This is a genomic window from Flavobacterium sp. 38 (assembly GCF_057799715.1).
The window spans coordinates 128905-153044 of the sequence record NZ_JBYNWZ010000008.1; the positions used below are offsets into that span (position 1 = coordinate 128905).

The 24140-nt window shown below is 36.0% G+C and carries 24 protein-coding genes; 17 read left to right on the forward strand and 7 right to left on the reverse strand.

The window, feature by feature from the left end; all coding sequences use genetic code 11:
• The first annotated feature begins 28 nt into the window (after nt 1-28).
• From AC3E9W_RS18195 to AC3E9W_RS18265, 15 genes are all read left to right on the forward strand, one after another.
• Complete coding sequence (locus tag AC3E9W_RS18195) at nt 29-1963, forward strand: hypothetical protein (RefSeq protein ID WP_488769473.1); 1935 nt, start codon at nt 29-31, stop codon at nt 1961-1963.
• Nucleotides 1964-1975: 12 nt separating this feature from the next.
• Nucleotides 1976-2815 (forward strand): hypothetical protein, encoded by an 840-nt coding sequence (locus AC3E9W_RS18200; RefSeq protein ID WP_488769474.1) that lies wholly within the window; start codon nt 1976-1978, stop codon nt 2813-2815.
• Between the two features lie 67 nt (nt 2816-2882).
• Nucleotides 2883-3806: a hypothetical protein gene (locus tag AC3E9W_RS18205; protein ID WP_488769475.1), complete on the forward strand. Its 924-nt coding sequence runs from the start codon at nt 2883-2885 to the stop codon at nt 3804-3806.
• The gene (locus AC3E9W_RS18210; protein WP_488769476.1) at nt 3796-5163 is read left to right on the forward strand and encodes an ATP-binding protein; all 1368 of its coding nucleotides are present in this window, start codon (nt 3796-3798) and stop codon (nt 5161-5163) included. The genes AC3E9W_RS18205 and AC3E9W_RS18210 overlap by 11 nt, the downstream gene beginning before the upstream one ends.
• Nucleotides 5164-5169: 6 nt before the next feature.
• Complete coding sequence (locus AC3E9W_RS18215; RefSeq protein ID WP_488769477.1) at nt 5170-5727, forward strand: hypothetical protein; 558 nt, start codon at nt 5170-5172, stop codon at nt 5725-5727.
• Between the two features lie 49 nt (nt 5728-5776).
• Nucleotides 5777-6553 carry a GH-E family nuclease gene (locus AC3E9W_RS18220; protein WP_488769478.1) on the forward strand — a complete coding sequence of 259 codons (777 nt, stop codon included), beginning with the start codon at nt 5777-5779 and terminating at the stop codon, nt 6551-6553.
• Between the two features lie 2 nt (nt 6554-6555).
• Nucleotides 6556-8034, forward strand: coding sequence for an eCIS core domain-containing protein (locus AC3E9W_RS18225; protein WP_488769479.1), 1479 nt, complete (start codon nt 6556-6558; stop codon nt 8032-8034).
• Nucleotides 8035-8059: 25 nt separating this feature from the next.
• On the forward strand, nt 8060-9172 hold the full coding sequence (locus AC3E9W_RS18230) for a hypothetical protein (RefSeq protein ID WP_488769480.1): 1113 nt from the start codon (nt 8060-8062) through the stop codon (nt 9170-9172).
• 126 nt (nt 9173-9298) lie between these two features.
• Entirely contained in the window at nt 9299-11317 is a 2019-nt protein-coding gene (locus AC3E9W_RS18235) for an eCIS core domain-containing protein (RefSeq protein ID WP_488769481.1), read from the forward strand.
• A 153-nt stretch (nt 11318-11470) separates the two neighbouring features.
• Nucleotides 11471-11929, forward strand: coding sequence for an RNA methyltransferase (locus AC3E9W_RS18240; protein ID WP_456896680.1), 459 nt, complete (start codon nt 11471-11473; stop codon nt 11927-11929).
• A gap of 220 nt (nt 11930-12149) precedes the next feature.
• Nucleotides 12150-12293, forward strand: a complete 144-nt coding sequence (locus AC3E9W_RS18245; protein ID WP_306156341.1) for a hypothetical protein — start codon at nt 12150-12152, stop codon at nt 12291-12293.
• A gap of 29 nt (nt 12294-12322) precedes the next feature.
• Complete coding sequence (locus tag AC3E9W_RS18250) at nt 12323-12490, forward strand: hypothetical protein (protein WP_306156340.1); 168 nt, start codon at nt 12323-12325, stop codon at nt 12488-12490.
• Between the two features lie 44 nt (nt 12491-12534).
• The gene (locus tag AC3E9W_RS18255; protein ID WP_488769482.1) at nt 12535-14340 is read left to right on the forward strand and encodes a DUF8693 domain-containing protein; all 1806 of its coding nucleotides are present in this window, start codon (nt 12535-12537) and stop codon (nt 14338-14340) included.
• Nucleotides 14341-14377: 37 nt separating this feature from the next.
• Complete coding sequence (locus AC3E9W_RS18260; protein WP_488769483.1) at nt 14378-15874, forward strand: autotransporter outer membrane beta-barrel domain-containing protein; 1497 nt, start codon at nt 14378-14380, stop codon at nt 15872-15874.
• Between the two features lie 212 nt (nt 15875-16086).
• Complete coding sequence (locus AC3E9W_RS18265) at nt 16087-16314, forward strand: hypothetical protein (protein ID WP_488769484.1); 228 nt, start codon at nt 16087-16089, stop codon at nt 16312-16314.
• An 8-nt stretch (nt 16315-16322) separates the two neighbouring features.
• Here the strand turns inward: AC3E9W_RS18265 and AC3E9W_RS18270 are convergent, their stop codons facing one another.
• Complete coding sequence (locus AC3E9W_RS18270; RefSeq protein ID WP_488769485.1) at nt 16323-16952, reverse strand: hypothetical protein; 630 nt, start codon at nt 16950-16952, stop codon at nt 16323-16325.
• Between the two features lie 208 nt (nt 16953-17160).
• Nucleotides 17161-17529 carry a nuclear transport factor 2 family protein gene (locus AC3E9W_RS18275; protein WP_488769486.1) on the reverse strand — a complete coding sequence of 123 codons (369 nt, stop codon included), beginning with the start codon at nt 17527-17529 and terminating at the stop codon, nt 17161-17163.
• A 428-nt stretch (nt 17530-17957) separates the two neighbouring features.
• Here AC3E9W_RS18275 and AC3E9W_RS18280 point away from each other — a divergent pair, with 428 nt between their 5' ends.
• On the forward strand, nt 17958-18941 hold the full coding sequence (locus tag AC3E9W_RS18280; protein ID WP_488769487.1) for an SDR family NAD(P)-dependent oxidoreductase: 984 nt from the start codon (nt 17958-17960) through the stop codon (nt 18939-18941).
• A 105-nt stretch (nt 18942-19046) separates the two neighbouring features.
• Here the strand turns inward: AC3E9W_RS18280 and AC3E9W_RS18285 are convergent, their stop codons facing one another.
• From AC3E9W_RS18285 to AC3E9W_RS18305, 5 genes are all read right to left on the reverse strand, one after another.
• Nucleotides 19047-19544: a PRC-barrel domain-containing protein gene (locus tag AC3E9W_RS18285; protein WP_306156333.1), complete on the reverse strand. Its 498-nt coding sequence runs from the start codon at nt 19542-19544 to the stop codon at nt 19047-19049.
• Between the two features lie 77 nt (nt 19545-19621).
• Nucleotides 19622-19792, reverse strand: a complete 171-nt coding sequence (locus AC3E9W_RS18290; protein WP_456896665.1) for a hypothetical protein — start codon at nt 19790-19792, stop codon at nt 19622-19624.
• Nucleotides 19793-19973: 181 nt separating this feature from the next.
• Nucleotides 19974-20702, reverse strand: coding sequence for a hypothetical protein (locus tag AC3E9W_RS18295; RefSeq protein ID WP_488769488.1), 729 nt, complete (start codon nt 20700-20702; stop codon nt 19974-19976).
• 26 nt (nt 20703-20728) lie between these two features.
• The gene (locus tag AC3E9W_RS18300; RefSeq protein WP_488769489.1) at nt 20729-21214 is read right to left on the reverse strand and encodes a hypothetical protein; all 486 of its coding nucleotides are present in this window, start codon (nt 21212-21214) and stop codon (nt 20729-20731) included.
• A 39-nt stretch (nt 21215-21253) separates the two neighbouring features.
• Complete coding sequence (locus AC3E9W_RS18305) at nt 21254-21865, reverse strand: hypothetical protein (RefSeq protein ID WP_488769490.1); 612 nt, start codon at nt 21863-21865, stop codon at nt 21254-21256.
• Between the two features lie 290 nt (nt 21866-22155).
• Between AC3E9W_RS18305 and AC3E9W_RS18310 the strand changes: the two genes are divergently transcribed.
• A complete protein-coding gene (locus AC3E9W_RS18310) occupies nt 22156-24078 on the forward strand; it encodes a GAF domain-containing hybrid sensor histidine kinase/response regulator (RefSeq protein WP_488769491.1) in 1923 nt (640 codons plus the stop codon).
• Nucleotides 24079-24140: the final 62 nt, after the last annotated feature.

A 24140-nucleotide genomic window follows, 5' to 3' on the forward strand; every position in this document is an offset into this window, starting at 1 on the left:
TATAAATTAATTAACTAAAAAAACTATTATGAACACTTACAATGAAAATCTGCATTCTAGTGTATTGTCTTCATTAGAAAGCCAAGAGATGACCAAAAAGCAATTGAACAACGAATTGAACAACTCAATGTTTACGCTTTATTATGCCGAAGGAGCCGAAATTATTGCACAAGAAAAACTTGATGCAACAACAAAATTATACCAAGAAAAACAGCTTATCAATACTGTTGTGGTAAAGAATAAAAACATGGCAGACAATCTGTTATTATCTGCAAATCAGCAAAAAACGTATGTTACACAATCGGTTACCAATATGGCGGTTTGCGCTTCAAACATACAAATTGCTGCTAATTCAGTTGTGCGTCTGGCTAGCGATATCGGAAGTATTTACAGTATTATAAATGCAGCCGACTATGGAACTCAAATTTACCAGCAAGCTCGCGTGGCATACAACCTCATCAATAAAACAGCTTATAAGGCAGAGCAGACTTCGCAATTTGCTATGGAAGCGACAGCTTCTATTTCTGAAGTTTCGACTTCTGTAGTGGCCGACGGAGCTAAGCTAACGAATGCTTCTGTAAACAATTTATTGCAGGTTACTACAGCTGACTTAACGGCAATTACGGCAGTATTAACGGTCGACAATGACACTAAAGCCAAAGCTAGCATTGCGACAAGAGCGGCAGAAGGTGCAATAAAATGCAATGAAGTGGAATATGAAGCTTCTAAAAAAGCATATTCTTATAATAACGAGCAATTTAATCAGAGTTTAATTGTCGAAATTCCGAAACCTTTTGATCCTGCTGCGGGGAATTTCAATATTTCTTTTGATGCTTATAAAACTCCTTTTACTCCAGAAGATAGAGATCCTGAAAATCCAAATACTGGGTTAAAAGCGCCTGTTTTAAGCTATAATTTGATTTTGGTAAAAGACAGTAAAAAATCATTCTTTAGTGTTTCTAATGCAGAAGATTTAGTTGGCAATGCAGATCAATGCAAAAATATTCCTGCTTCTCAAACTCCAGATGCAAAAGGCAAATACAAAGCTTCTATAGCGTATAAGCAATTTAGAGATGCAGACAATGATCCGTTAGTTTTGGGCCAAAATTATGTTGCTTTTCTTTTGATCACTTTTTCTGAAAACTACAAAAAAGAAATCAATACGTTTGACGATTACCTGTCTGCTCCTTCTGAAACATTTGCATTGACTTATACTTTAAAAAGTGCTCAAGGTTTCGGATTTTCAAGAAAATCATCTTCAGAAGATTTGTCTAAAGTTACTTTTAATGTTGAAAAAGAAATTTTAAAATCAAATGAAGTCGATTACAGATGTTTCTTCCTGCCTTATCCTGATGATATTGCTACAAATGAAGATTTGAATACGCTTGATTTTAAAATTGAAACTAGTGAATTAACTGAAGAAATTAAAATTGTTCAAGCAGATATTGACTTATATAATAGCGAAATAGAAGCTTTAAATGCTTCTGCGAGTGCAACAAATACGGATAAAAATGCCAAAGATTCGGATCAGGAAAAACAAAAAAATGCTAGCCTGAAAACAGCTTTGGCAGATGCAAAAGAGAAATTGCGTATTGCAAGAGCGCTATCAACTGAATTGAATGCTAAACTGAAAGAGCTTACAGACAAAGCTCCGAAACCGGCTAAAAATTCAAAAGCTTTTTACTTCAATTTAAACTTAGCAGAAAACATTCCAGCAGGAAATTTTACGAGTGCCAGACATCATAAAGCGGATAATACTTATGCGGTGCATATTGACGGCACCACGACGGATAATTTCGGAAATCCGCTGATTGAAGATAAAAATTACATTCCGGTTGTATTGTCTTATTACAAAGGCAGCGAAAACAACAAAAGCCAATATACCAACAGTCTTTCAGATTGGCAAAATACGGATCCAATACCTTATTCTACAAAAGAAAATCAAAATCCATCAACTAAATAAAACTACAATTCTATGGAAACTCAAATAGCACCAGGCCCGAAATTGCAGAAATACGGGATTACAGAGAAAAAGAAAGCAGAACTAGATTTACTAAAAAATCAAGTGACAGATGCAGCGGCGATTGTACAGCAACAGCAAACGATTGTAACCTCACTGAATGAAAAATCAACTAGATATCAAGGTTATTTATTGGTTGCAGAAAGCAATCGTTCGCATGCATTAAGCAATAAAAACTTAATCGATCAGGTCATTCAAAATGCCTCCGATTTGGCTTTTAATTCAAATAATGCTTTTTCTAAAACCACAATTGCAACTAAAGACGCAGGAATTGTAAGCCAAAACATTAGCGATTTAATCACTAAATTAATTTATTCTGTAGAAATAATTAATAAGCTGTCTAATCTTGTTATCCGCAAAAAAGCGCTTAATCCGCTAATTTCAGACGATTTGATTGCAAGAATCGGTACTGCTGGTACAGATGCTAATAATGCAGTTGCCCTAACGCTGGTTGCCTTAAAATCTACATTGGCAGCAGAAGCTGCAGTTCTGGAGTCTGAAGCGGCGATTACGCTTGAAAACAGACAGGCTGCTAAATTGTATCTGACTTTAACAGACGAAAAATCTATAGATGCCTCATTGACATCACAACCAGCTTCAGACACTTCGATCAGAGGGTTATTGTATAATGCCTACAAAGATGCTCAGATTACTTATGAAAAAGCTAATAATGCAAATGACGAAACAGCAAGACAATTGAGTATTGCGATGGCCAATTTAAATAAAGCTCAGGTTAAACTTCAGTCGCTTCAATCTAGCTTAGCTGCGGCAACTGCGGCTGCTTATGCCTCTTAAAACACATTAAAATGTCCACTGTTCCAATATTGGATTCAGTGGACTTTAATCCATAATTCTTAAGGTCATGAATCATACTAACAAGAATTTTTATAGACAGTTTTATCTCAAAACTGGAGGATTTCTGCCTACGAAACCGTTGAATAATAGTCTTTTTCCAGGCGATTATTTCCAGATTAAAAATGGAGAAATCATTCTATTGGGAAATATTTATCGCAATGGCATTATCTCGCATCACGACGCAGATATTAGCAGTGTGATTGCTTTAAATGAAGCCAATTGGAATTTTAGCGACGGAATTTCGAAACCTTATTCGGGGCGTTCACAGGCGCATGGTTCTATAGATGGAAATTTTGAATTCAGCAAACAGATTTTAGCATTTTCCCATAGAGGAAATTTCATCTTTAAAGCCGAAGAACCTGAATCTGTAAAAATTAATAATTGGAATGACATTCAGCAGCAGTTAATTATAAAACTCACGCAAACCCTATATTCTTTCAGAGAATTGTATGTAGTAACTGAAAGCGCTACTGCCAAAAACACCACTCTCGCTATTGCAGGGGAAACAAATGCAGAATTGGAATTGGCTTGCGAAGCAGAAAATTTTGGTTTATCAGATATTTTTGGAAACCCCAATACCAAAACAATCCAATCAAAAGATATTGAATATTACCATAGAGAAACCAAAAGAAAACCCGCTTATTTTAAAGCTAAAAAATTAGCCGTTCAAGATGAAAAGCTCTCTTATTTCATCAGTGATTTTATTACCAAAGAAAATGATGCGAACGAATGGACAGATACCTTTTTTGAATCTAATTTTCATAATGATATCGATTATAATCCTCAAATGATGATGCAAAACGCGCAAGGTTTTTACTTAGATATGCTGCAATGTAATGAGTTAAATCCAAACACGGCTTTATTGTATTTTAAATGGGCCGATGCCAATCTTGACGATGTAGAGAAACTATTTGGAGCGTATGGAAACTAATTCCAATATTCTTGTTTTGTATGATGAAATGGATTGGCTGCAAAAGGTAATCGATCAGGTTATTTGCAGTTATCTTCTTCAGGAAGGTCATGAAAATCGATGGCAGGATATTCCGTTGCCCGAAGCTGATGATGACTCTAAAGATAGCGTTTATTACAAAAAAATTGAAGAATGGGATTTGAATCTTTACGAAAGGCTTTGTCTTGCTTTGATTCTCGCGCCTCAAATTAAACCTGAAGTTCTCGATATTTTCTTTAGCAAAAATGCCATGTACGATCGTGGTTTTACCGAATTTGGCGGTGTCATCAATAAAACCCACAGCGGATTTCTGCCTACAGGCCAAACCTTGTCCTTTTTAATTACCGCTGTGAATCCTGAATTAAGGATTGAATTGCTTCAGATTCTCAACAGTACTAATATTCTAACCAAAGAACAGGTTTTGGTGCTAGAAAGTGGTGAATCTAATGTGCCTGTTTTAAATCAGCTGCTTTCGGTTAACGAACGCTGGTTACAATTTTTTATAACGGGAACTTTGCCTAAACTCGAACATAGCGTTTCGTTTCCCGCTCAGCAAATTTCGACCAAATTAAACTGGGACGATTTGGTTTTGGAAGAACACGTTATGAATCAGGTTATGGAAATAAATGCTTGGCTCAATCATGGCGAAACGCTGATGAAAGATTGGGGTCTCGAGAATAAAATTAAACCTGGATATCGAACGCTTTTTTACGGCCCTCCTGGAACTGGAAAAACGCTTACCGCAACTTTACTGGGAAAAAGTACAAACAGAGAAGTTTACAGAGTTGACCTCTCTATGATTGTCTCTAAATATATTGGTGAAACCGAAAAAAATCTTTCTAAGATATTCGATGTTGCACAGCACAAAGACTGGATTTTATTTTTTGATGAAGCCGATGCTCTCTTCGGAAAAAGAACGACTACCTCATCTTCAAACGATCGGCATGCGAATCAGCAGACGGGTTATTTATTGCAAAGAATTGAAGATTTTCCAGGTGTTGTGATTTTGGCTTCTAACTTAAAAGAAAATATGGATGAAGCTTTTTCGAGAAGATTTCAATCGATGATTCATTTTACCATGCCAACTGCTGAAGAAAGGATTTTGTTATGGGAAAAAGCATTCTCTGGAAAATGTCAGCTTAGTCCAGATATTGATATCGAAAGCATTGCCGAGAACTATGAACTTGCTGGTGGAGCTATTATCAATGTACTGCGATTTTGCGCTTTGGCTGCGATTCAGAAAAATGAAACTGTTGTAAGTCAGCAAGATTTACTGGAAGGCATTAGACGGGAATTTAAAAAAGAGAATAAAACTCTTGTGGTTACTCAAATGAATTGACGGCTTATGAAAAAGGATGAAAACATTATTCAGGTTACTATTACCAAGCCCAAATTGCACCGTCATGAAGTGAAGCTTAAAATTGGGAATTGGAAGAAACATTTCGACCTCAACTATGTAAATACCATAATTGCAATGGCTCTAAATTATTGCAGTAAAAATAATGCTGTTTTTATAAATGGCTATTTAATTACGAGTCAGAATCTTTATCTGGTCATACAGACAAGTGAGAAGCATATAGACACAACCGTTAATAAAATTGAAGCTCAGATTATTATTTTATTAAAAAATAACCGCCAAAAACTAAAAGAAAACCGTGGAGAGGTTTCTTTTATTACCGATGATGAAAATCTTTTTTATGCCGCAAGGAAACCTTTATTCAAAATTTTGCCTTTAGAAAACGATCATCTGGTAAAACTCCTTACAGGAAAAAAAGTAACGCTCCCCTATTTTGATCGAGATCTTGAGAGTTTAAAAGTTATGATTCACAATCATGCTTTTTGCTCAGCAATAAATTATTTAGGCGGTGTTGGTCCTGTTGAGGTTACGCCGTTGAGGGATTAAATAGATCGTGAAAAGTTAAGCAGTTATATAATTCTAATAAAGAAGAAAAATGATACAACAGCACAAAAAAATATCTCAAAATGAAACCGATAGTATTGCTGCAAATGCTGCTCATGGAAATAATACGGTTCAGCTAAAAGACAATCGTGAATTTTCTATTGTACAACGAAAACTTCAAGAAACTGCAATACCAAATAATGCCGTTACACAATTAAAAGGTGGCGACGGTGGAAAAAAGAATCAAAAGAAAAGAAAAAGGCAAGACTCAGAAAGCGATGATGATGGCAGTGGAGATTATATTCCTCCACAAGCAAAAAAACAGAAAAGATTCCACATTCCAAATGATACAACAGAACATGTTATAAGACATACGGCTCACAAACGTACTAATGTAAATAGCAACTTTGATGAAATATACACTTGTCCTGGATGCAGACGACCATTAGCTTATACAAAAAAAGGAAACAATAAACTTCAACTAACTAAATACGCTTTTACAAGTAAAAGTGGTAAACATCATCAACAACGTGCTTTGACATTAGACCACTTCCCTACCTGGGCACCTCGAGAACGCGATTTAAAGTCAAGAGGCGCAACTGATGAAGAAATGAAAGAAGATCACAATGATCCGAATCGTTTAAGGGCTTTTTGCAAAGTATGTAATGAAAGCCATAAATATGAGAAAAAGAAAAAAGTGAATTATGATAGTGAAGATGACGAAGATGGATATCATACTCCAGATGATGAACCAGAAAACAAAGGTTTTTATAAAGATTTTCGCAAAGATCCCGATCCAGGTACAGGTGGTGCGGGTATAACGGCATAAAAATGAAACAGCAACAAGAAAAAATATCCGAAGACAAAACAATAGCTACTGCTTTCAACATTAACAGCGGACGCAATGCTATGCAGTTAAAAAATAATCGGGAATATTCTGTTCTGCAACAAAAACTTTCAGAAAATTCAAAAACACAGCCTGCATCTTTTATTCCAGTTCAAAGAAAAGCAAATAATACAGGCTTGCCCGATAATCTAAAATCAGGAATCGAAAATCTTTCTGGCCATTCTATGGATGATGTCAAAGTTCATTACAACTCTGATAAACCTCAGCAAATAAATGCTCACGCTTATGCACAAGGAACAGATATCCACATTGCATCTGGACAGGAAAAACATTTAGCCCACGAAGCTTGGCATGTGGTACAGCAGAAACAAGGACGTGTGAAACCTACTATGCAAATGAAAGGTAAAGTTAATGTAAATGATGACAAAGGTTTGGAGAAGGAAGCTGATGTTATGGGAGCCAAGGCTTTGCAGATGAAATCGAAAGAATATGAAAATAGGCTCATTAGCAATGCCATACCTATAACTCAGTTAAAAAGAAAAAAACGTAATGAACACGACAACGCAATTAGAAATTGGAATGACCCAACTACTCGAAATAAAAAAATAGCAGGCAAACAAGCAAAAGCTGATGCAACTGGTAAAGGACAATTGGCACTAGTACCTAATGGAACTAACGAATTTAATCAAGTTAAAGGAAAAATAGAACAAAATGTTAGAACTAAACCTTATAAAACAGATGCATTTCATGAAACTCAGCCACTTATGAAAGGTATTATGGCAGCAAATGGCTTTTTTGGAAAACTATGGGCAGGCAAAAGTGCTGTATTAGGAGGCGGAGGCGGAAGAGCTTTTACAATAGATATTCAACAGGTTTTTAGGATTATCAATCCAAGCGTTAGAACAAATGCATTTCAAAAGGCAAAATTTAATGGATCGCATAAAAAAGGAAAAACTTCAAGAGAATTATACGCAGGACATGGAAGCCATGTTACCAATTTAGTAGTCAGTGGAGGCTATCGTCCAGACATAGGTGCACATGATTCGCAGAAGGGATTTGGTGCGCTTGGAAGAGGCTCCTATTTTAGTGATCAAGCAGCAAAAGCGGCTACTTATGGTGGTCTCGATCCTATATCAGGAGGAGTTCTAATTGTTAGCGATGTTATAGAGGGAAACCAAAAAAATGTTGTAGACGGATCTAGTGAAAGGCATAACACACATAATTCTATGGTAAAGAGAGTCGGAAACCACCGAGTTCCAGTGCCTGTTGGATACCAAAAGCAGAATAATGTTGATGAAAGCGAATATGATTCAATAAGAGGTGAAAAAACTTATGAATCCGGAAGCGGTTCTTATGGAGCAATTTATTACCGAAATAATTTTGATTCGAATGAAATATTGATACGAAATGCAGATCAAATTCTACCCAAATATAAGGTGCATTACACAATAACATTTATATAAATATTAACCCTTAAAAACTATAAAAATGAATGATTTATCAAAAATTGCAAATGCTTCGGCATTGGTTCCATTACGAGGAAGTGCTTATGTTCCTGCCCCAGCAGATGATACACCAAATCCTCCACCCAAGTATTTTGACACTGATTTTACCAATTCGACCTTTCCTCTTTTATGGGGAAAAGCAGATGGTGGTCGTGGAGATGTATCTAATCTTGCTAATGATCTTAAAGTAAATTTTCTACATCTGTATGATTGGAGCACTCCACCAGCTCCAGGTAAGCAACCAGGTCCGTATCAAAGGTCACATATTTCCTTTTTAGACGAATGTGCAGCTAACAATATTAAAGTTTTCGTGCCAATTTCTAATTATTTTCTGTCGGAATTACATAAAGGTACCGATGTCATACCTTTTATTACGGCAATGGTAACTGAAATTTACAATGCTGGAACCACTCCGCATAAAGCCGCAGGTATGTGGGGAATTGGAAATGAATTTGATCTAGCGGGAGGTTTTACGGTAATTGAGGTTGCGAAGATGATTCAGATTCTTATCGATATTGAAAAAAGTTTAGGAATTCCAGCATCGAATTTATTGCCAATTACTTCGCCAGTTTCATTTGCTGATCCAACAAATAAAGATATACCTGGAATTAAGGCTATTCGAAAACTTCAAGCCGCTTTTATAGCTCTAGACTTAGAGGATGTTTGGGATACCAGGTTTATTGCTTCAACAAATCCGCAAAATAATGGTGCCTATATTAAAAATTATATTGATGTGACATTTCCATCTTACTTTCCTAATCTTCCCTTTTTCTTTGCCGAAATGGGAGTTCCCATCAAATCGGATTCGGCTGTAAAAACTGAAGAAGATCAAGCTACATGGGTTCTTTCTCAAATAGAAAATTCACACCCTCGAAATAACTTTTTAGGAGTCTGTATCTTTCAATTTCTTGATCAATTCGCCCTTAAAAAAGGATCTGAAGCTACGTTTGGAATGATGAAACGAGGAGAGGGATATACAAAAGCAGGCACTATAACGTATGGTTATACTCCTGGAGGCGGAGAACCCTATTTCATAGATACACTAGCAAAAAAGCCATTGTATGAAAGTGTCAAGAAAGGTTTTTCAAATTTTTAATATAATTTTTTAATGTTTCTTATTTACAATAAATCAGTGGGTAGTTTTCGACTTAATTCCAATGAAAACTACTCGCTGATTTTAAAACCTTAATGTGACATTTAGGCATCTTAATCAATTACAGTTATGGATAATAAAACAATACATACTGAAGATACAAAACAACAATTTTCGGCAGCAAATTCAATCCAGAAAAAGGACAACACGCAATCTGCTGTTTCATTACAAGATAACAGGCCAAAATCTGTCTTACAGAAAAAAGAAAACAATACGGGTCTGCCCGACCATCTAAAATCAGGAATCGAAAATCTTTCAGGTCATTCTATGGATGATGTAAAGGTACACTATAACTCAGATAAGCCTGGACAACTGAATGCTCATGCTTATGCACAAGGATCAGATATTCATCTGGCTTCTGGTCAAGAAAAGCATTTACCTCATGAAGCTTGGCACGTGGTTCAGCAAAAACAAGGACGCGTAAAGCCTACTTTGCAGATGAAAGGCAAAGTGAATGTAAATGATAATAAGGGTTTGGAGAATGAAGCTGATAGTATGGGAGCGAAAGCTTTGCAATTTAAGAATAACCCTAACGCAAAAAAAATAATAAAAAAAGAGATTAGTCATAATACTATTAGTCAGAGAATGACAATCATTCAAAGAAAAATCATTGATAGTCATGTGATAAATAGAATTAAAAGTCATTATGCTCTAAGAAATATAGATCCAATAGTATTAAACATTTTAATAAACGATGCTATTGAGATGACAGATAACTATGAAGCTGCAATTGAGAGGATAAATAATGGAATAATGCATGACAATGCCATGACAGCACCTGTAGAAAATACTGAAGATGGGGCTAAAACTGATAAAAAAATCTCTAAACGTGCTGCAATAGATATTAGCGATACCCGAACTAGACCTGTATTTACATCTAGTGTGCCATTGGCTGCGACGTCTCAAAAAAAATTAGAAGAAGAATGGAAAGGATCAAACACTAAGGATTTTTATTCAAAAGTACGCGGATTGTTAAAGATAGCCAGAGATCCTATGCATAAAGACAATAAAGAAGCAATAAAAAAATTGGATGAACTCATAAATGGCTACAAAGAACACGAATCTGTAAAAAAATTAATTGATAATGCTGTACGAGTAAAGGCTACAAAAGCAAAAGGAGCCAGTTCGGGCACTGGATTAGATGAGCTTTTTAAAACTTCAGAAACTATGAAGTATTTAGAATTGTCTTACCGCCCTCCTAAAAAAATGTCGGCTGTAGCCTCTTTTGATGGAGAAGAGTTTGATTGGATGGATGCACAAGAACAAATAAGACTTTCTACAGAGTTTATTATATGGGCGGGTGATCTTGTTGATGAAATTTCTGGACATACTGGCACGTTCCAAAAAAAATATCAAAGAAACTGGATGACACAAAAACAATCTGTAATACATGAAGTTAGAGACGATGCCATTTCAAAAAGAAGCAATCCCGCAACTGGTATTGTAGAAGCCATTGCTACTCATTTGAGAATTACAGAAAATGTTGAAGGTCTAATAAAAGAAAAGTACACTGGTGTAAAGGCAAGCGATGCTTTAACTTCTGATGGACATTCTGTGGATGAACGATATGACGAAATATTAAAGGATTTACACAAACACAGGGATGTATTAAAAAGTTATCTTCAAGTTTTTAGGAAAAAAGCTGTTGTCTCTGGAAATAGTTCTCCATTGATTGCAAGACATGGAGGATCAGATTATCACCCCGAATCTCCAATGCATATGGGTATAGATGATGTTGAGATAAAAAACACTGGAAAGGTCAATGGAAATCCACTATACAATTTAGCATCACAATGGCGTAAAACGCACGGCAGTCCCGCAAAGAAAATTCCGCCTAAACCTATACACCCAGCAATTACAGAGGCAAGAGAATTTATTAAAAAGAAATGGAGCACAACTAAAGCAACATCTATCAATACAGCTGCAAAAAGGCAAGCCAAAAAATTAGGCGAAGATGCAGATCCAAGTGAAGTAGATAAAGAAATGATTAGAATTTATATTGAAAAATTAAATCCAGACAAGTCTGATAAAGAGGTTGAAGATATTATTGAAAAATTAATTACAGCACAAGAGGAGTTGTCTCAATAATGAATCAAGAGGATTGGGTGCATGCGAGCTTTATAAAACAAATCATCCTGAAATAGATATTCTAGATAGTAAAGCTACTCGAGTAATCTACAAGAACTTCCATTCATTCCACAAAAAATTGATTTATCTACATACAGTTTGTACTTTTGCCGTATGAATGATAATTTTATAAACGAATACTTCGGCATCGGAATACAAAATGGTAAAACGCCAGAAAACTTAGGTGTTCTATGGCGATCGGCTCAAAACTTAGGCGCTACTTTTATCTTTACTATAGGCAATCGATATGCTAAACAAGCCTGTGATACACATGATGCTGTAAAAGCAATTCCGTATTTTCATTATGATACTTTCGAAGCTTTTTTTGATAATTTGCCAAAAGGAGCGCGCCTAGTTGGGGTTGAACTATCTGATAAAGCTGTAGATTTAGAAACCTTCGAACATCCTAGACGCTGTGTTTATCTATTAGGCGCAGAAGATCATGGTTTACCCAAAAAAGCGATGGAGAAATGCCATCACTTAGTAAAATTTAAATCAGAAAAAAGTTTAAATGTAGCTGTGGCAGGTACTATTGTTATGTATGATAGGAATTTATCTAAACCGCGATCTTAATAAAATTTGAGATCTAAATCTGTAAAGCGATCTTATCTCAAAAATCAATAAAATAAAAGAGTCAAATTGTTGGTAAAACAGTTTGACTCTTTTTGTTGATACGAATCTAAATTTCACAACCCACTTGTTTAGTGGGAATTATGTAACTCCAAGAAATAATTATGTAAGTGAAATCTGATTCGATTTTTAACTTTGTCTTTTTCACTAAACCCCAAGACTTATGCTGAAAAATTCAATCTACCATCCTACTTTAATGGTTCTTCCATTTTCCCTTTTTAAAAGCTGTCCACAATTCAGTAACAACCAGAAAAATAACGTCCTAATTATTGCTGGCGACGTCAACGTAAATCCAGCAGCGTTATGAACATCAGAAAACTAACCTCCGTATTCTATTTGTTTTTCCTTTTTTCGACTGCGGTGTATGCACAGGGAGGAGGTCCGCCGCCGCCTGGTCTTCCTGATGATGATCCCGTTCTTCCGATTGACACACACTCTTCTAAGTTACTCGCTGCGGGTCTTATTCTCGGATTTGTTGTCGTGATTACGCGAAGAAAATTTTAATGCATCACATTACTTTAAAAACAGTATAACTTATAGAAGATATTATGAAAAAACTATTTACGCTGTTTATTCTAACGCTCAGTATCAAAGGATTTCCTCAACTGCATCTGAGTACAAATTCCAGTATTTATGCTAAAAATCAAGTTCTATATGTCGGGCAAAACTTGAATTTAAATGCTAATTCCAATCTTTATTTAAGGAATGATGCCCAGCTGGTTCAGGGCGGAAACACTACTTCAGCCAACACTGGTCTTGGATCATTGTCCATTTACCAAGAAGGAACATCAGACAATTTTGATTATAACTATTGGTGTTCTCCAGTCGGAACACCTTCTAGCACTTCGGGAAATACCAGTTTTGGTATCGGTTTGCTCTCACGACCAGACGGCCCAATCGCTTTTACTCCTGCTACGCTATTGCCTACAGGAAGTTATGACGGAACTGCTAGTCCGCTTGCTATAGCTTCTCATTGGATTTATAAACTGATAAATGCCAATAATTATTCCCAATGGATTTCGGTTGGAACAGCTTCTACTATAGCTCCAGGCGAGGGTTTTACCATGAAAGGCACTTCAGGAACCGATATGCTCGATCCAGCTAGTATAGGAGTTCCTAATAATCCGGGCAGTGCACAGCGCTACGATTTTAGGGGAAAACCAAACAACGGCAACATTACGGTTGCGCTTGGAGCTGGCAGCGCTACACTAACGGGAAATCCTTATCCTTCGGTTCTGCATCTCAATGCCTTTTTGCGGGACCCCGACAATCTTGCCCTTACGGGAGGAACAGCTTATTTCTGGCAACAGGATCGTACCGTAAATTCGCATTACCTAAGCGCTTACCGCGGAGGTTATGGTTCTTATGCTGCTGTCAACACTACTGCTGAAGGGCTTTATGTTCCGCCAGCTTTTAATGCCTACAATCAGGATGGAACTGTCAATCCCGGTCCAGTAACTGGATCAGGAACAGTACAGCTTCGCCGATACGCTCAAATAGGCCAAGGTTTTTTACTTAACGGAACAACTAATGGAAATGTCACTTTCAAGAATGCCCATCGCGTTTTTATTAGGGAAACAACAGGATTATCTCAGTTTGAAAAACAAGCACAGAAGAAACTTGAAACGGAAGAAGTAGAAGAAACAGAAGAAGCAGAACCTCTTTCTTATTTTAGACTGAATACCATAATCAACAACCAGTTTACCAGACAGCTTGCTCTTGCCTTTCTCGATGAGGCAACAGACGGACCTGATCTTGGAATAGACGCATTAAACATGACTTTAGACCTGCCCGATGACGTTAATTTCTGGATTGAAGACAAAGCTTATCTTATACAAGGTGTAAATTTTGATACTTATAAAAAGATTCCTCTTTCTGTAAAAGCATCCAAAGCGAGCACTTTAAAGTTTCACATATCTGAAGCTGTTAATATTGATCCTTCGCAATCTGTATATCTCTATGATAAAGCTGATGACTCTTATCATGATATCAGAAATGCATCTTATGAGTTATTAGCCCCTACAGGCATTCATACAGACCGATTCTTTATTGCCTTTACAGATCAGACTCTTGGAATAGAAGAAAATCCAGATGTGCAAAATTTTACAATCTATCAGGACATCAAACGCAAAAACATTAAAGTTTCCAATCCGCAAACACTCACGGTGAAATCTTTCACTTTATTCGACATGTCAGGAAAAGCGGTGATTTCAAAAAAAGATTTAAATGCGGAGCCTTCTTATAATTTCCCAACTGATGGCTTGTCCGACGGAGTGTATATTGCCGAATTTCTGACAGATGAAAATCAGCGAATCACCAAAAAAGTAATAATCTCCAATAGCGGAAATAAATAAACTGCTGAAGCAAAATAATAAACTAAAATTAAAGCATATGTATACAAGATCTACTTTATCCTACCAGACCATTATCCTGCTGTTTTTTTTCTTACTATCGGCAGCATCACAAGCCCAGATTGGAATTGGAACTATTACTCCAGATGCTACTTCGATACTGGATATAACCTCAACAACACAAGGAATGCTGGCACCGCGAATGACTACAGCGCAACGCACGGCGATTACAACTCCTGCTGAAAGTCTCCTGGTCTTTGACACCACAGACAAAGCTTTTTATTTTTATAATACACTTACGGCAACTTGGATAAAAATGGCTAACGAAAGTGCTCTTAAAAGAAATAATTACAAACTCGTAAAATCAGCAGCTGATCTGGCTCCTGAACTTGCAGCAGGTGGAGGAACTGCTTACCTTCTTACTAGTAACACTTTGTATGAAATCAACGGAACCATTACTCTTGCACGCCCAATTAATATAAATAATGCTTATGTTGCTGGTTTAGATGCTAATGAAGATATTTTATCCTATACAGGAGGAGCTGTTTTTCAGGGCAATACTGGAGGAAGTATACGAAACGTTACTTTGAAAGGTGCAAGTGCCTTTGCCATTAATGGCCCTGGAGCTGCAACTGCGTCTTCATTTCTTGTACAGAACGTTGTGGTCGACGGAATGACCACTAGTGTTGGCACAATATCAGGAATTGGGCTTTATTTTGGCAATATCATTCAGTTTGTCAATAATACTAACGGTATCACCTATTCGAATATCGGCAGTTTGCTTCTCAACAATCAAGCTTGGACTTCTAGCAACAACGGAACATTCGAAACCTTTACAGGCACTTTCGGATTAATCCAGAAAAACAGCGGTTTTAGCACTTTAAACGGTACAGACGTCGCCATGGATGTTAGCAACGCTTCTCTAGCTGTTGGAACAGGCGTACTTTTAGGAACTGTTTTCTCAGGCAGCACTACCAATGCGGGAGGATACATTAACCGTTACCCTGCAGCTTCCACATACACAGGATATAATTTTAGTACAGCGTGGACGGTTGATGCTCCAGGCATTCCAAGAGAAGGCGATGCTGATGCTACAGGTGATATTAATCTGGATGCTGCGGTGGGCGCTGGAGTGATCACAACATTCCCTACTGGTACTGGCACAGGAACTAGAATTAAATTAAACGGAACTACCACCTCAAATAATCTATTTCGTTTCTCTAAGGACGGTAATAACAGAATTACTTATAAAGGAAACAAGACTAGATACTTTCAAGTATCAGCTTCCGTTTCTTATCAAGGCTCTGGTACAGATATAACTTTGATTCTATATATCGCCAGAAACGGAGTAGTACTAACCGATACCAAAGTTTACGGAAAACCTTCTACTGGTTTCTTATCCACTGCTGGTATTCTCGCACTTCCAGTTGTAGGCACAGTCCAGCTAAAAACCAACGATTATATTGAAATCTGGGCAGAACGCTATGATGGATCAGGAAATATGTCAACGGTATCTTTAAACCTTAGCGCGAGATAAAATTTTAAAACAGTAAATTTACAAATGCAAAAAGCAGCTGATTAATCTATCAGCTGCTTTTACTTTTATTAATGGTTTTTAATCTGACAATATAATTTTATAACATCAGACTAAAGAACTGTAACATTTCAGCTTTATTTTAAAACTAAATTGTTGCACTATAACAAATTACAATTGAAACCATAAGATTGTCAACTTAAATTTATACTCCAATGAATGAAGCAATACAACAATTTGAGTCGGAATTAAAAGCATTTTTGGAGTTCCGCTATAATTTATCGGCAGCGCAAGATAGTGCTGAAAGATTTAATGAGACCGAAAAGGCTGCTTTTGCCTTCATTGATGACTATCTTCTGAAATCTCCAGAACTAATTGCGGGAGATGTAGAAAAATCAGTTCAGCATATTTTGAATGAGTTTATCCAATCAAGAATGGAATAAGCTTTGCATCAACTATGCACTTCTTCCAATAGCTCCGTTAATTTAGCTTTTAAAACCTCTTGACTCTGATGACCGAAATAATGTCCTAAAATAGTAAAATTGTCATCAAAAATAATAAATGATGGCGTACCTCTAAGCTGATTAATCGTGAATGTTTCACCAATAAGAGGAATCTGAGCGTAATGCGCTTTTATTTTTTGCTTTAAAATCTGCTGCTCTGTTTCAGAAAAAGAGGTAAAATCAGGAATCGAATTACACATTACGTCATAAGATGGAGAATTGAAAAAATCTTCCGATTTGCTCATTCGATCAAAAGTTACTGGAAAATTTAAAGGCTCTGAATAATTGGAAACACCGTAATTTGAATTGTAATACTTTTTTGTCTCTCCCACCAGCGTACCATCAGCTAACAGTAATTTTAAGTTTTCTTCGTTATTAAACTGAAAATCTTCAAAAGCAGTAGCAACTCCAATAAAACCAGCTTTATCTGCAAACAAGCTGCTGATCTCATTCATTATGGGAATTCCGTATATAAAACAACCAGGGCAATTGACCTGAAAAACAAATGCTACATTAACTTTATGCAATTTGAATTCTCCCTGAACTAAATCCTGAATATTAAGATGAAATTTTGACATCGCTATAATTATTTAGATATGATAAACATTCTGTAAAATCAATTATTTCGTTCTATTTTACAATGTAAAGGTATAAAGATATATACTCTTCATAGTAGTCCAGTTTTAACAATTAGACTTCTTTTCTGGCTTACAATCACATCGTAATTTCCAATAAAAAAGCCTAAGAAATAGTTTTCTCAGGCTTCATTTTAGAATTTGTTTTTCATTATTTCGACAGTTCCGTTTCTGTATGAAGTACACAGAGCCATTTGTTCTCTTTCTTAATCCAGACCGAAGTGCAGGCACATTTCGAAGATTCTCCTCCACCATCTTTTCCCAATTCTATTATGTAAGCTGTAACTGCATTGTTTTCATCCAGCTGTTGCGAATGGAAATCAGAGAAATTTAAAACCTTTATTCTATCTCCTTCTCCCGACTCAAACATCTTTTTAAAATTGGCTTCATCAATGCTGTGCACGCCATTTTTTCCTGCTACAATACAAGGAAAACTGGTGAGGTTTCTCACTGTTTCATACTCTTTATTTTCCATTCCTTGCCAATACTTTTTTTCTAATTCCATTATCTGCGTTTCCATATCATCATTTTTAAATTAAACAGTATAGTAAAGTTCAGATTTATATTACAATGCTCTTAGACTTTTAACACAGTTTTAAAATAGTTCAAAATTTAATAGGGTCAGCATGAAAATTTAATAAGATTCACACTGTCTTCTGTAAAATTCTAACATTATTACCGCTGTAAATTAGCTATTTATAAAAAACAATATAAAAGCCGTGAGCAAAATTAAGTTCTCTGCTTATTTATAATTAAAAACAGACAACATGATTACACAGAATAATAAAAACATCGTTTCAAACACAAGGACATGTGATAAAAAATTCCAATCAAAAACTGTCTCATCGAGAACTAACGAAAAAATTGCATCTGAAGCAACTAAAGCTATACGGCTAAATCCATAGCTTTCTAACTTAAATCTTTAGTGCATATTAAAACAATAAAATCATGAAAGACTTTCAAACAAAGGACAATGGCCTTAAAGGAAAAACTGTTGTAATCACAGGAGCAAGCAGCGGTGTCGGTCTTGCAACTGCAGAAGCTTTTGCAAATGAAGGATGCAATGTTGTGCTAGTGGCTCGAGGTCAGAAAGGGTTAGATGCTGCAACGGAAAACTGCCGAAGATTTAACGTAAATGTAATAAGCATTTCTGCAGATATGTCAAATGTTGAAGATGTTGAGAAAGTAGCTTTAGAAGCTCTTACCATAAATGGAAAAATTGATATTTGGGTGAATAATGCTGGAGTAATGGCCAGCGGAAAATTTGAAGAAATTCCGATGGAAATCCATCAGCAAGTCATTAAAACCAATCTTTTCGGATATATGCACGGTGCTTATAATGCAATCAAAATTTTCAAAAAACAAAATGAAGGTATTCTGATTAATAATGTATCGATCGGCGGATTTATGCCTGCTCCTTACAGTGCCGTTTATTCAGCAACGAAATATGGAATCAGAGGAATGATGGAATGTCTTCAGGGCGAAATATCCAATCATAAAAATATTCATATCAGCAATCTGTATCCGCAGCTACAGAATTCTACAGGCAATTTGCATTCTGCTAAGTATTCTGGGTTTGACATACAAATTCCGTTTATTGCTTCTGACCCGCGTGATACGGCTGCAGCGATAGTTAATCTGGCTAAAAATCCTAAAAAAGATCTTTTTCCTGACTTAAAAGCTACGGCGCTTACCAAAACGTATAAAATGTTTCCTAAAACAGTAATGAATACAGCATCTGCAGCTTTGCGTCTAAAAATGAAATTGAACCACAATAAAGAAGAGAATCCTGGAAATGTTCTAGAGAACTCGCAAGAACCGCTTCGCGTTTACGGAAATCCAAATTTAAATAAAACATCTCCTCTTGCTATAACTTTGTTTGCTGGAATAGCCGTCAGCACAGCATTACTTTTTCTAAATAAAAAGTTTTAACTAATTTCAATTACTATTTTATAGAAACATAAAAAAATACCAGATGCTTCATTTCAAACATCTGGTATTTTTTTAAATATAACACTCTGAAAATTTTAAACCTTATTATCGGTTATCAAACTCTCTTCGGCTGTAAAAAGTATCGTCATTATCATAATTTTCATTAGGATAGTAGCTTCTTAGTACTGCTCTTTCGTAATCACGATCAAAACGCTGCTGTGTATTATAACGTCCTGTTCTTCTGAAAGTGTCGTATCCAATTCCGTTTGCCATCACGATTTTTGTATCCTTATTGATATTTACCGATCCGATTGGTATAATCAAATGACTGTCTCCGTCACGATACATAAATTCCCTACCGTTATCATTAGCTATAGTCTCATGAACCTCTTTACGGCTGTCATCCATTAGTGATTTATCTGCCTTTACATCAAGATACACGACACGCTGCATATCTTTATTCACCCAAAGGTTATCAATAGTCCCTATAGTTCGATTGTCTGCGTCTACAATTTTCCAACCTCTCACATCTGGATAGTTCGAGGCAATCTTATAATCTGAAAGTTCGTCCAGTCTGTATAAATTTCTGTCTTTATTTTCCATGTTATTTTCTTCTTTTATGAATTATATATTCTCCCTGAGCGTTGACTGCAAAACATTATTTTGTTTGCTGTACTAGTTTAATAGTTACTTGTACTATCAACTGCTGTGGTATTTTCGATCTCTGTTCTGTTCGGATCCTGTACATGATCTTCTCTTAAAAAGACATAGTATACAAGCGCAGCAATTAGCAATACCGCGATAATCCAAGGCCATACTGGCTTCTTTTTCTCAATTTTAATTTCTGCCATAACTTAATTTTTATATGATTATTAAATTTCATATTAAAGTTACAAAGGCAGATGCAGGATAAAATATTAAATTTCAGGCAGATGTTATACAATTCCCAGTATAAAAAACTAGAAAAATTTTGTTCGAATGATTAAAACAGAAAACTATTTTCAAAAAGAAGAAATCATTTTTTGAAGGTGGTTAATTGCAGAGCGCAAAATTTATCAGCAATCTATCTCCAGCTTTCCATTTTACTTTTCCTTTAAGAGATTCAAATGGCATATCTTCTCCCAAACAGTCTTTGTTTGATACGATCTCTATTTCGTCTCCGTTTAGTTTTTCTACTGTAAAAACCTGACTGCTACTTTTAGGGTTTGCAATCAAGTTACAGCTTTTAAGTCCGATGTGCTGTTTTTTAACATAATCTTCCCATGCCGAAAAAGTATATTTAATGCCGTCTTTCTTTATTTTTCTTTTCTCTTTATTAATATAAATAATGAAATAATTGGGGTCTGCATTTATATCTTCGCAGTCAAAATCGAAAGCAGCAAAATCATAATTGGGAATAACTTTTCTGGCTATCACTTTTCCCGGCATTTTAAGCGTAAAGAAAGTCATATCTTCGTTTAGTACAATTTCGCCAAAAGTGCTATCATCTTCATTAAAAAAATCGAGCCTGTCGTTAATATCCATTGTAAAAGAAATTACACCTTTACCTCTCATAATATCTTCGGTATAAGACGCAAAGGTTTCTCCTTGCCAAACTAAAGATTCTTCTTTCGGGCAATCTTCAGCTCTTTGTGAATGTTTTAAAGTATCAGAAACACTCTCATTTATCGCGTCAGTTTCTTTCGTTTCTTCATTGGATTTTTCTTTACAACTCACCATAAAAATTGCTAGTAAAGAGCAGATAAAATATATTTTTTTCATATTTTAATTTCTAATTGGATTGGTCCTTATTTATAAAAATCAATAAATTTCTGTTTTTGTTCTTGCACGTCATTAGAAGCAAAAAAAACTTCATCTACAAGAAGTTCTTTGCCTGCACTGCCACTGCTCTCTTCTATTCCTTTATAAGAAACCATAATTTTATTGTCTCTCTTCACAACAGTAATTTCATTTAATGGTTTTCCTTTAATCTTATCATGCAGATTATCCATTTCAATGGTATTGAAATATTTATCCTGATACGACACATATATTTTATAACGCAATACATCATCATTGTCAACAGCATAAGAACTTCCATTATAAAAAGCCGTGGCTATTTTAGTCTGTTTGTCTCTAATCATTTCGATATTCACTTTGATATCTTTAAGTAAAGCGGAATCTCCTTTAACAATAAAATCTGGTTCTTGGTGTAAGCAGTTTGCAAACAAAATCAGCAACATTAAAGTACTAGCTTTTTTGATGACGGAGTTTAAATTGAATCGTATTTTCATATTTAAATCAATTGAGTTAACTTTAAATAGCTATAATTGCTACCATTGCGGCTGTTTTTCATTTTGCAGAGCCAATGGCTTAAACACATAATATTCTTTATAATAAGAAGGAAAATTGGAGTCAGCAAAAGTTCCTTTTCCGTGAGTTCCTGCTTTAACAATGATTAAACTATCATTTTTAACATAGCCATATTTATAGGCAAACTGACGTCGTTGAACTACTCTGTTCTCTATTACAATTCTGTCTCCACTGAGCTTGTAATACGCTTGGAAAAGTGTTCTTTTCTGCGTAACAAAATCCTTACTTATTACATCAGCATAATCCTTTTCTGTTTTTATTTTAAAGGAAGAATCCAATGTCAGATTGCATTGTCCAGTCTGATAAAATTTATAGAAACGATGGTCTTCAGGCTGTTTGAGCTTGCCGCCATCTTCATCTGTCCAAATGGATTTCAACTCATAAACACCATCTGTTCTCAACGAAGTGGAGTTGTCAAGCTTAAAATTTTGATCGTAAAAAGTATAATCTGCTTTTTGATAAATCTCTTTTGCGCAAGAAGAAAATAAAATCAGAATAAATAGAATAACTCCGTAACGGCTGTCACAAAACAGCTTTTGGAATAAGCTAAAATTTATAATCTTGTTTTTCATTATATCAGCTTTATTAATTAAATATATAAAAATGCTCCTCCTTTTCCTATTTTTTTTGAATGAAATACCTCGTTACTAAATTTCAATAACTTATAATGTATTTTAAAATTCATAGTTAGTATAATAAGAAGCTGTAAATTATATAACAGCATCAGATAAGAATATAAAGAACTCATCGTCAGCTATTTCTATCTTTATGATTAATTTTCTGTATTATGAATACTGCCCCACTACCAGTAATTCCTCATAATGAAGCTGAGCGTCTTGATGCCTTAAAGCGCTATAACATCTTGGACACACTTCCTGATAATGCCTTTGATGATGCTACAGCGCTTGTCTCGTACATTTGCGGAGTTCCTATTGCTTATATTTCTTTTATTGATGAGAGTCGCCAATGGTTCAAATCTGAAATTGGATTGGGCGTTTCTGAAGTCCCACGAGAGATTACTTTTTGCCGTTATACGATCATGGATTCAGAACTGGTAGAAATTCCGGATACGCTGCTGAGTGAACGTTTCAAAGATGATCCCAATGTAACAGGCGGCTTTAAAATACGCTTCTATGCTGGAGTGCCTCTTACCACTCCTGACGGCTACCATATAGGAGTTTTGTGCGCGGCAGACCACATGCCAAAAAAACTAAATGAGAGCCAGCGAAATGCACTTAAAATCGTGGCTCGACATGTAATTAATACTTTGGAACTCGGAACGAAGAATAATGAGCTTGCACGCCAGAAAAAGATAGCCGAGCAAGCAGTTGCAGCCAAAGAAAACTTTCTGGCCAACATGAGTCATGAAATACGTACTCCGTTAAATGCCGTTATCGGTTTTACCGAACTGCTTTCGGGTACTAGACTGGATCAAGAACAGCGCAGCTTTGTGCAGGATGTGCAGACCGCTGGAGAAAACCTGTTGCTTATCGTAAATGACATTTTGGATCTTTCTAAAATTGAATCTGGAGGTCTTACTTTAGAATTACAGCCATTTGATTTACCTAAAGCTCTAAGACATGTCTACGATTTGCTTAAAGTAAAGGTAACCCAAGGGGTCGAATTTAATCTGTATTTAGATGCAGATCTGCCAATAATGATTGCCGGAGACCAAGGAAGGCTCAATCAGATACTCGTTAATTTAGCTGGGAACGCATTGAAATTTACAACTGAAGGTGAAGTAACCATTTCCGTAAAAAAAACGGGAGAAACCGCTGATAACTATCTGATTCGCTTCTCGGTGAAAGACACAGGCATTGGCATACCAGAAGAATATTTGGACACTATTTTTGAGCGTTTTACGCAAGCTGAAGAAAGCACGACCCGAAAATTTGGAGGTACAGGACTTGGACTCAGCATTGTAAAACAGCTTACAGAACTTCACGATTCGGAAATCGAGGTTAAAAGCCGCGAAGGCCGTGGATCCGAATTCTTTTTTACTATAGCCTATAAAAAAGCATCAAATGAGAACGTACAAGCAGAAATTAAACCTGTCAACGATCTTGGAAAGCTTAGTATTCTGCTCTGCGAGGACAATCGTCTGAATCAAAAACTAGCTCAGAATGTAATTGAAGGTTTCGGATTTGAAATCGATACTGCCGAAAATGGCGATCAGGGTATTGAAATGCTTTCGAACAAAAAATATGATCTGGTGCTAATGGATTTACAAATGCCTGTACGCGACGGTTATCAGACAACAGAGTTTATTCGTAGAGAAATGAACAACGCTATTCCGATCATCGCTATGACGGCGCATTCTCTTGCTGGTGAACAAGATCGCTGTTTTAATGCGGGAATGGATGGTTATGTGCCGAAACCTTTTAAACAGTACGAACTTTTAGAGGCTATTAAAACGGTTATTAGAAAAGAACGCCGTCCGATGCGCCGCCCAAAAGCTGATTTATCACAAATAGAACAAACCGACCGCCAGAAACCAGGCTGGAAAAAAGAGGTTACTTCTCAATTCATAGAAAAAGCGCCTTCAGAACTCGAAGAACTACAAAACGCTGTAAAACGCGCTGACTATAACGCCGTACTCCAAACTGCAGAACAGCTACAGCTTTGGCTGCATCTTTTTCTTTTAGAAGGATTAAGCATGGATCTTAAAGCCATCGAGAGGGAAGCTATTGCCAGAAAGTTCACAGCTGCAACGGCAGATCATTTGGATATTATATACTGTAGCGTTCATGAAATAATTAAGGATCTTCAAAAAGAGAATTATTAATTGTAATGTATTCTAAATAAAAAAGAGCCAAGATAATTCATTAAATAACCTTAGCTCTTATA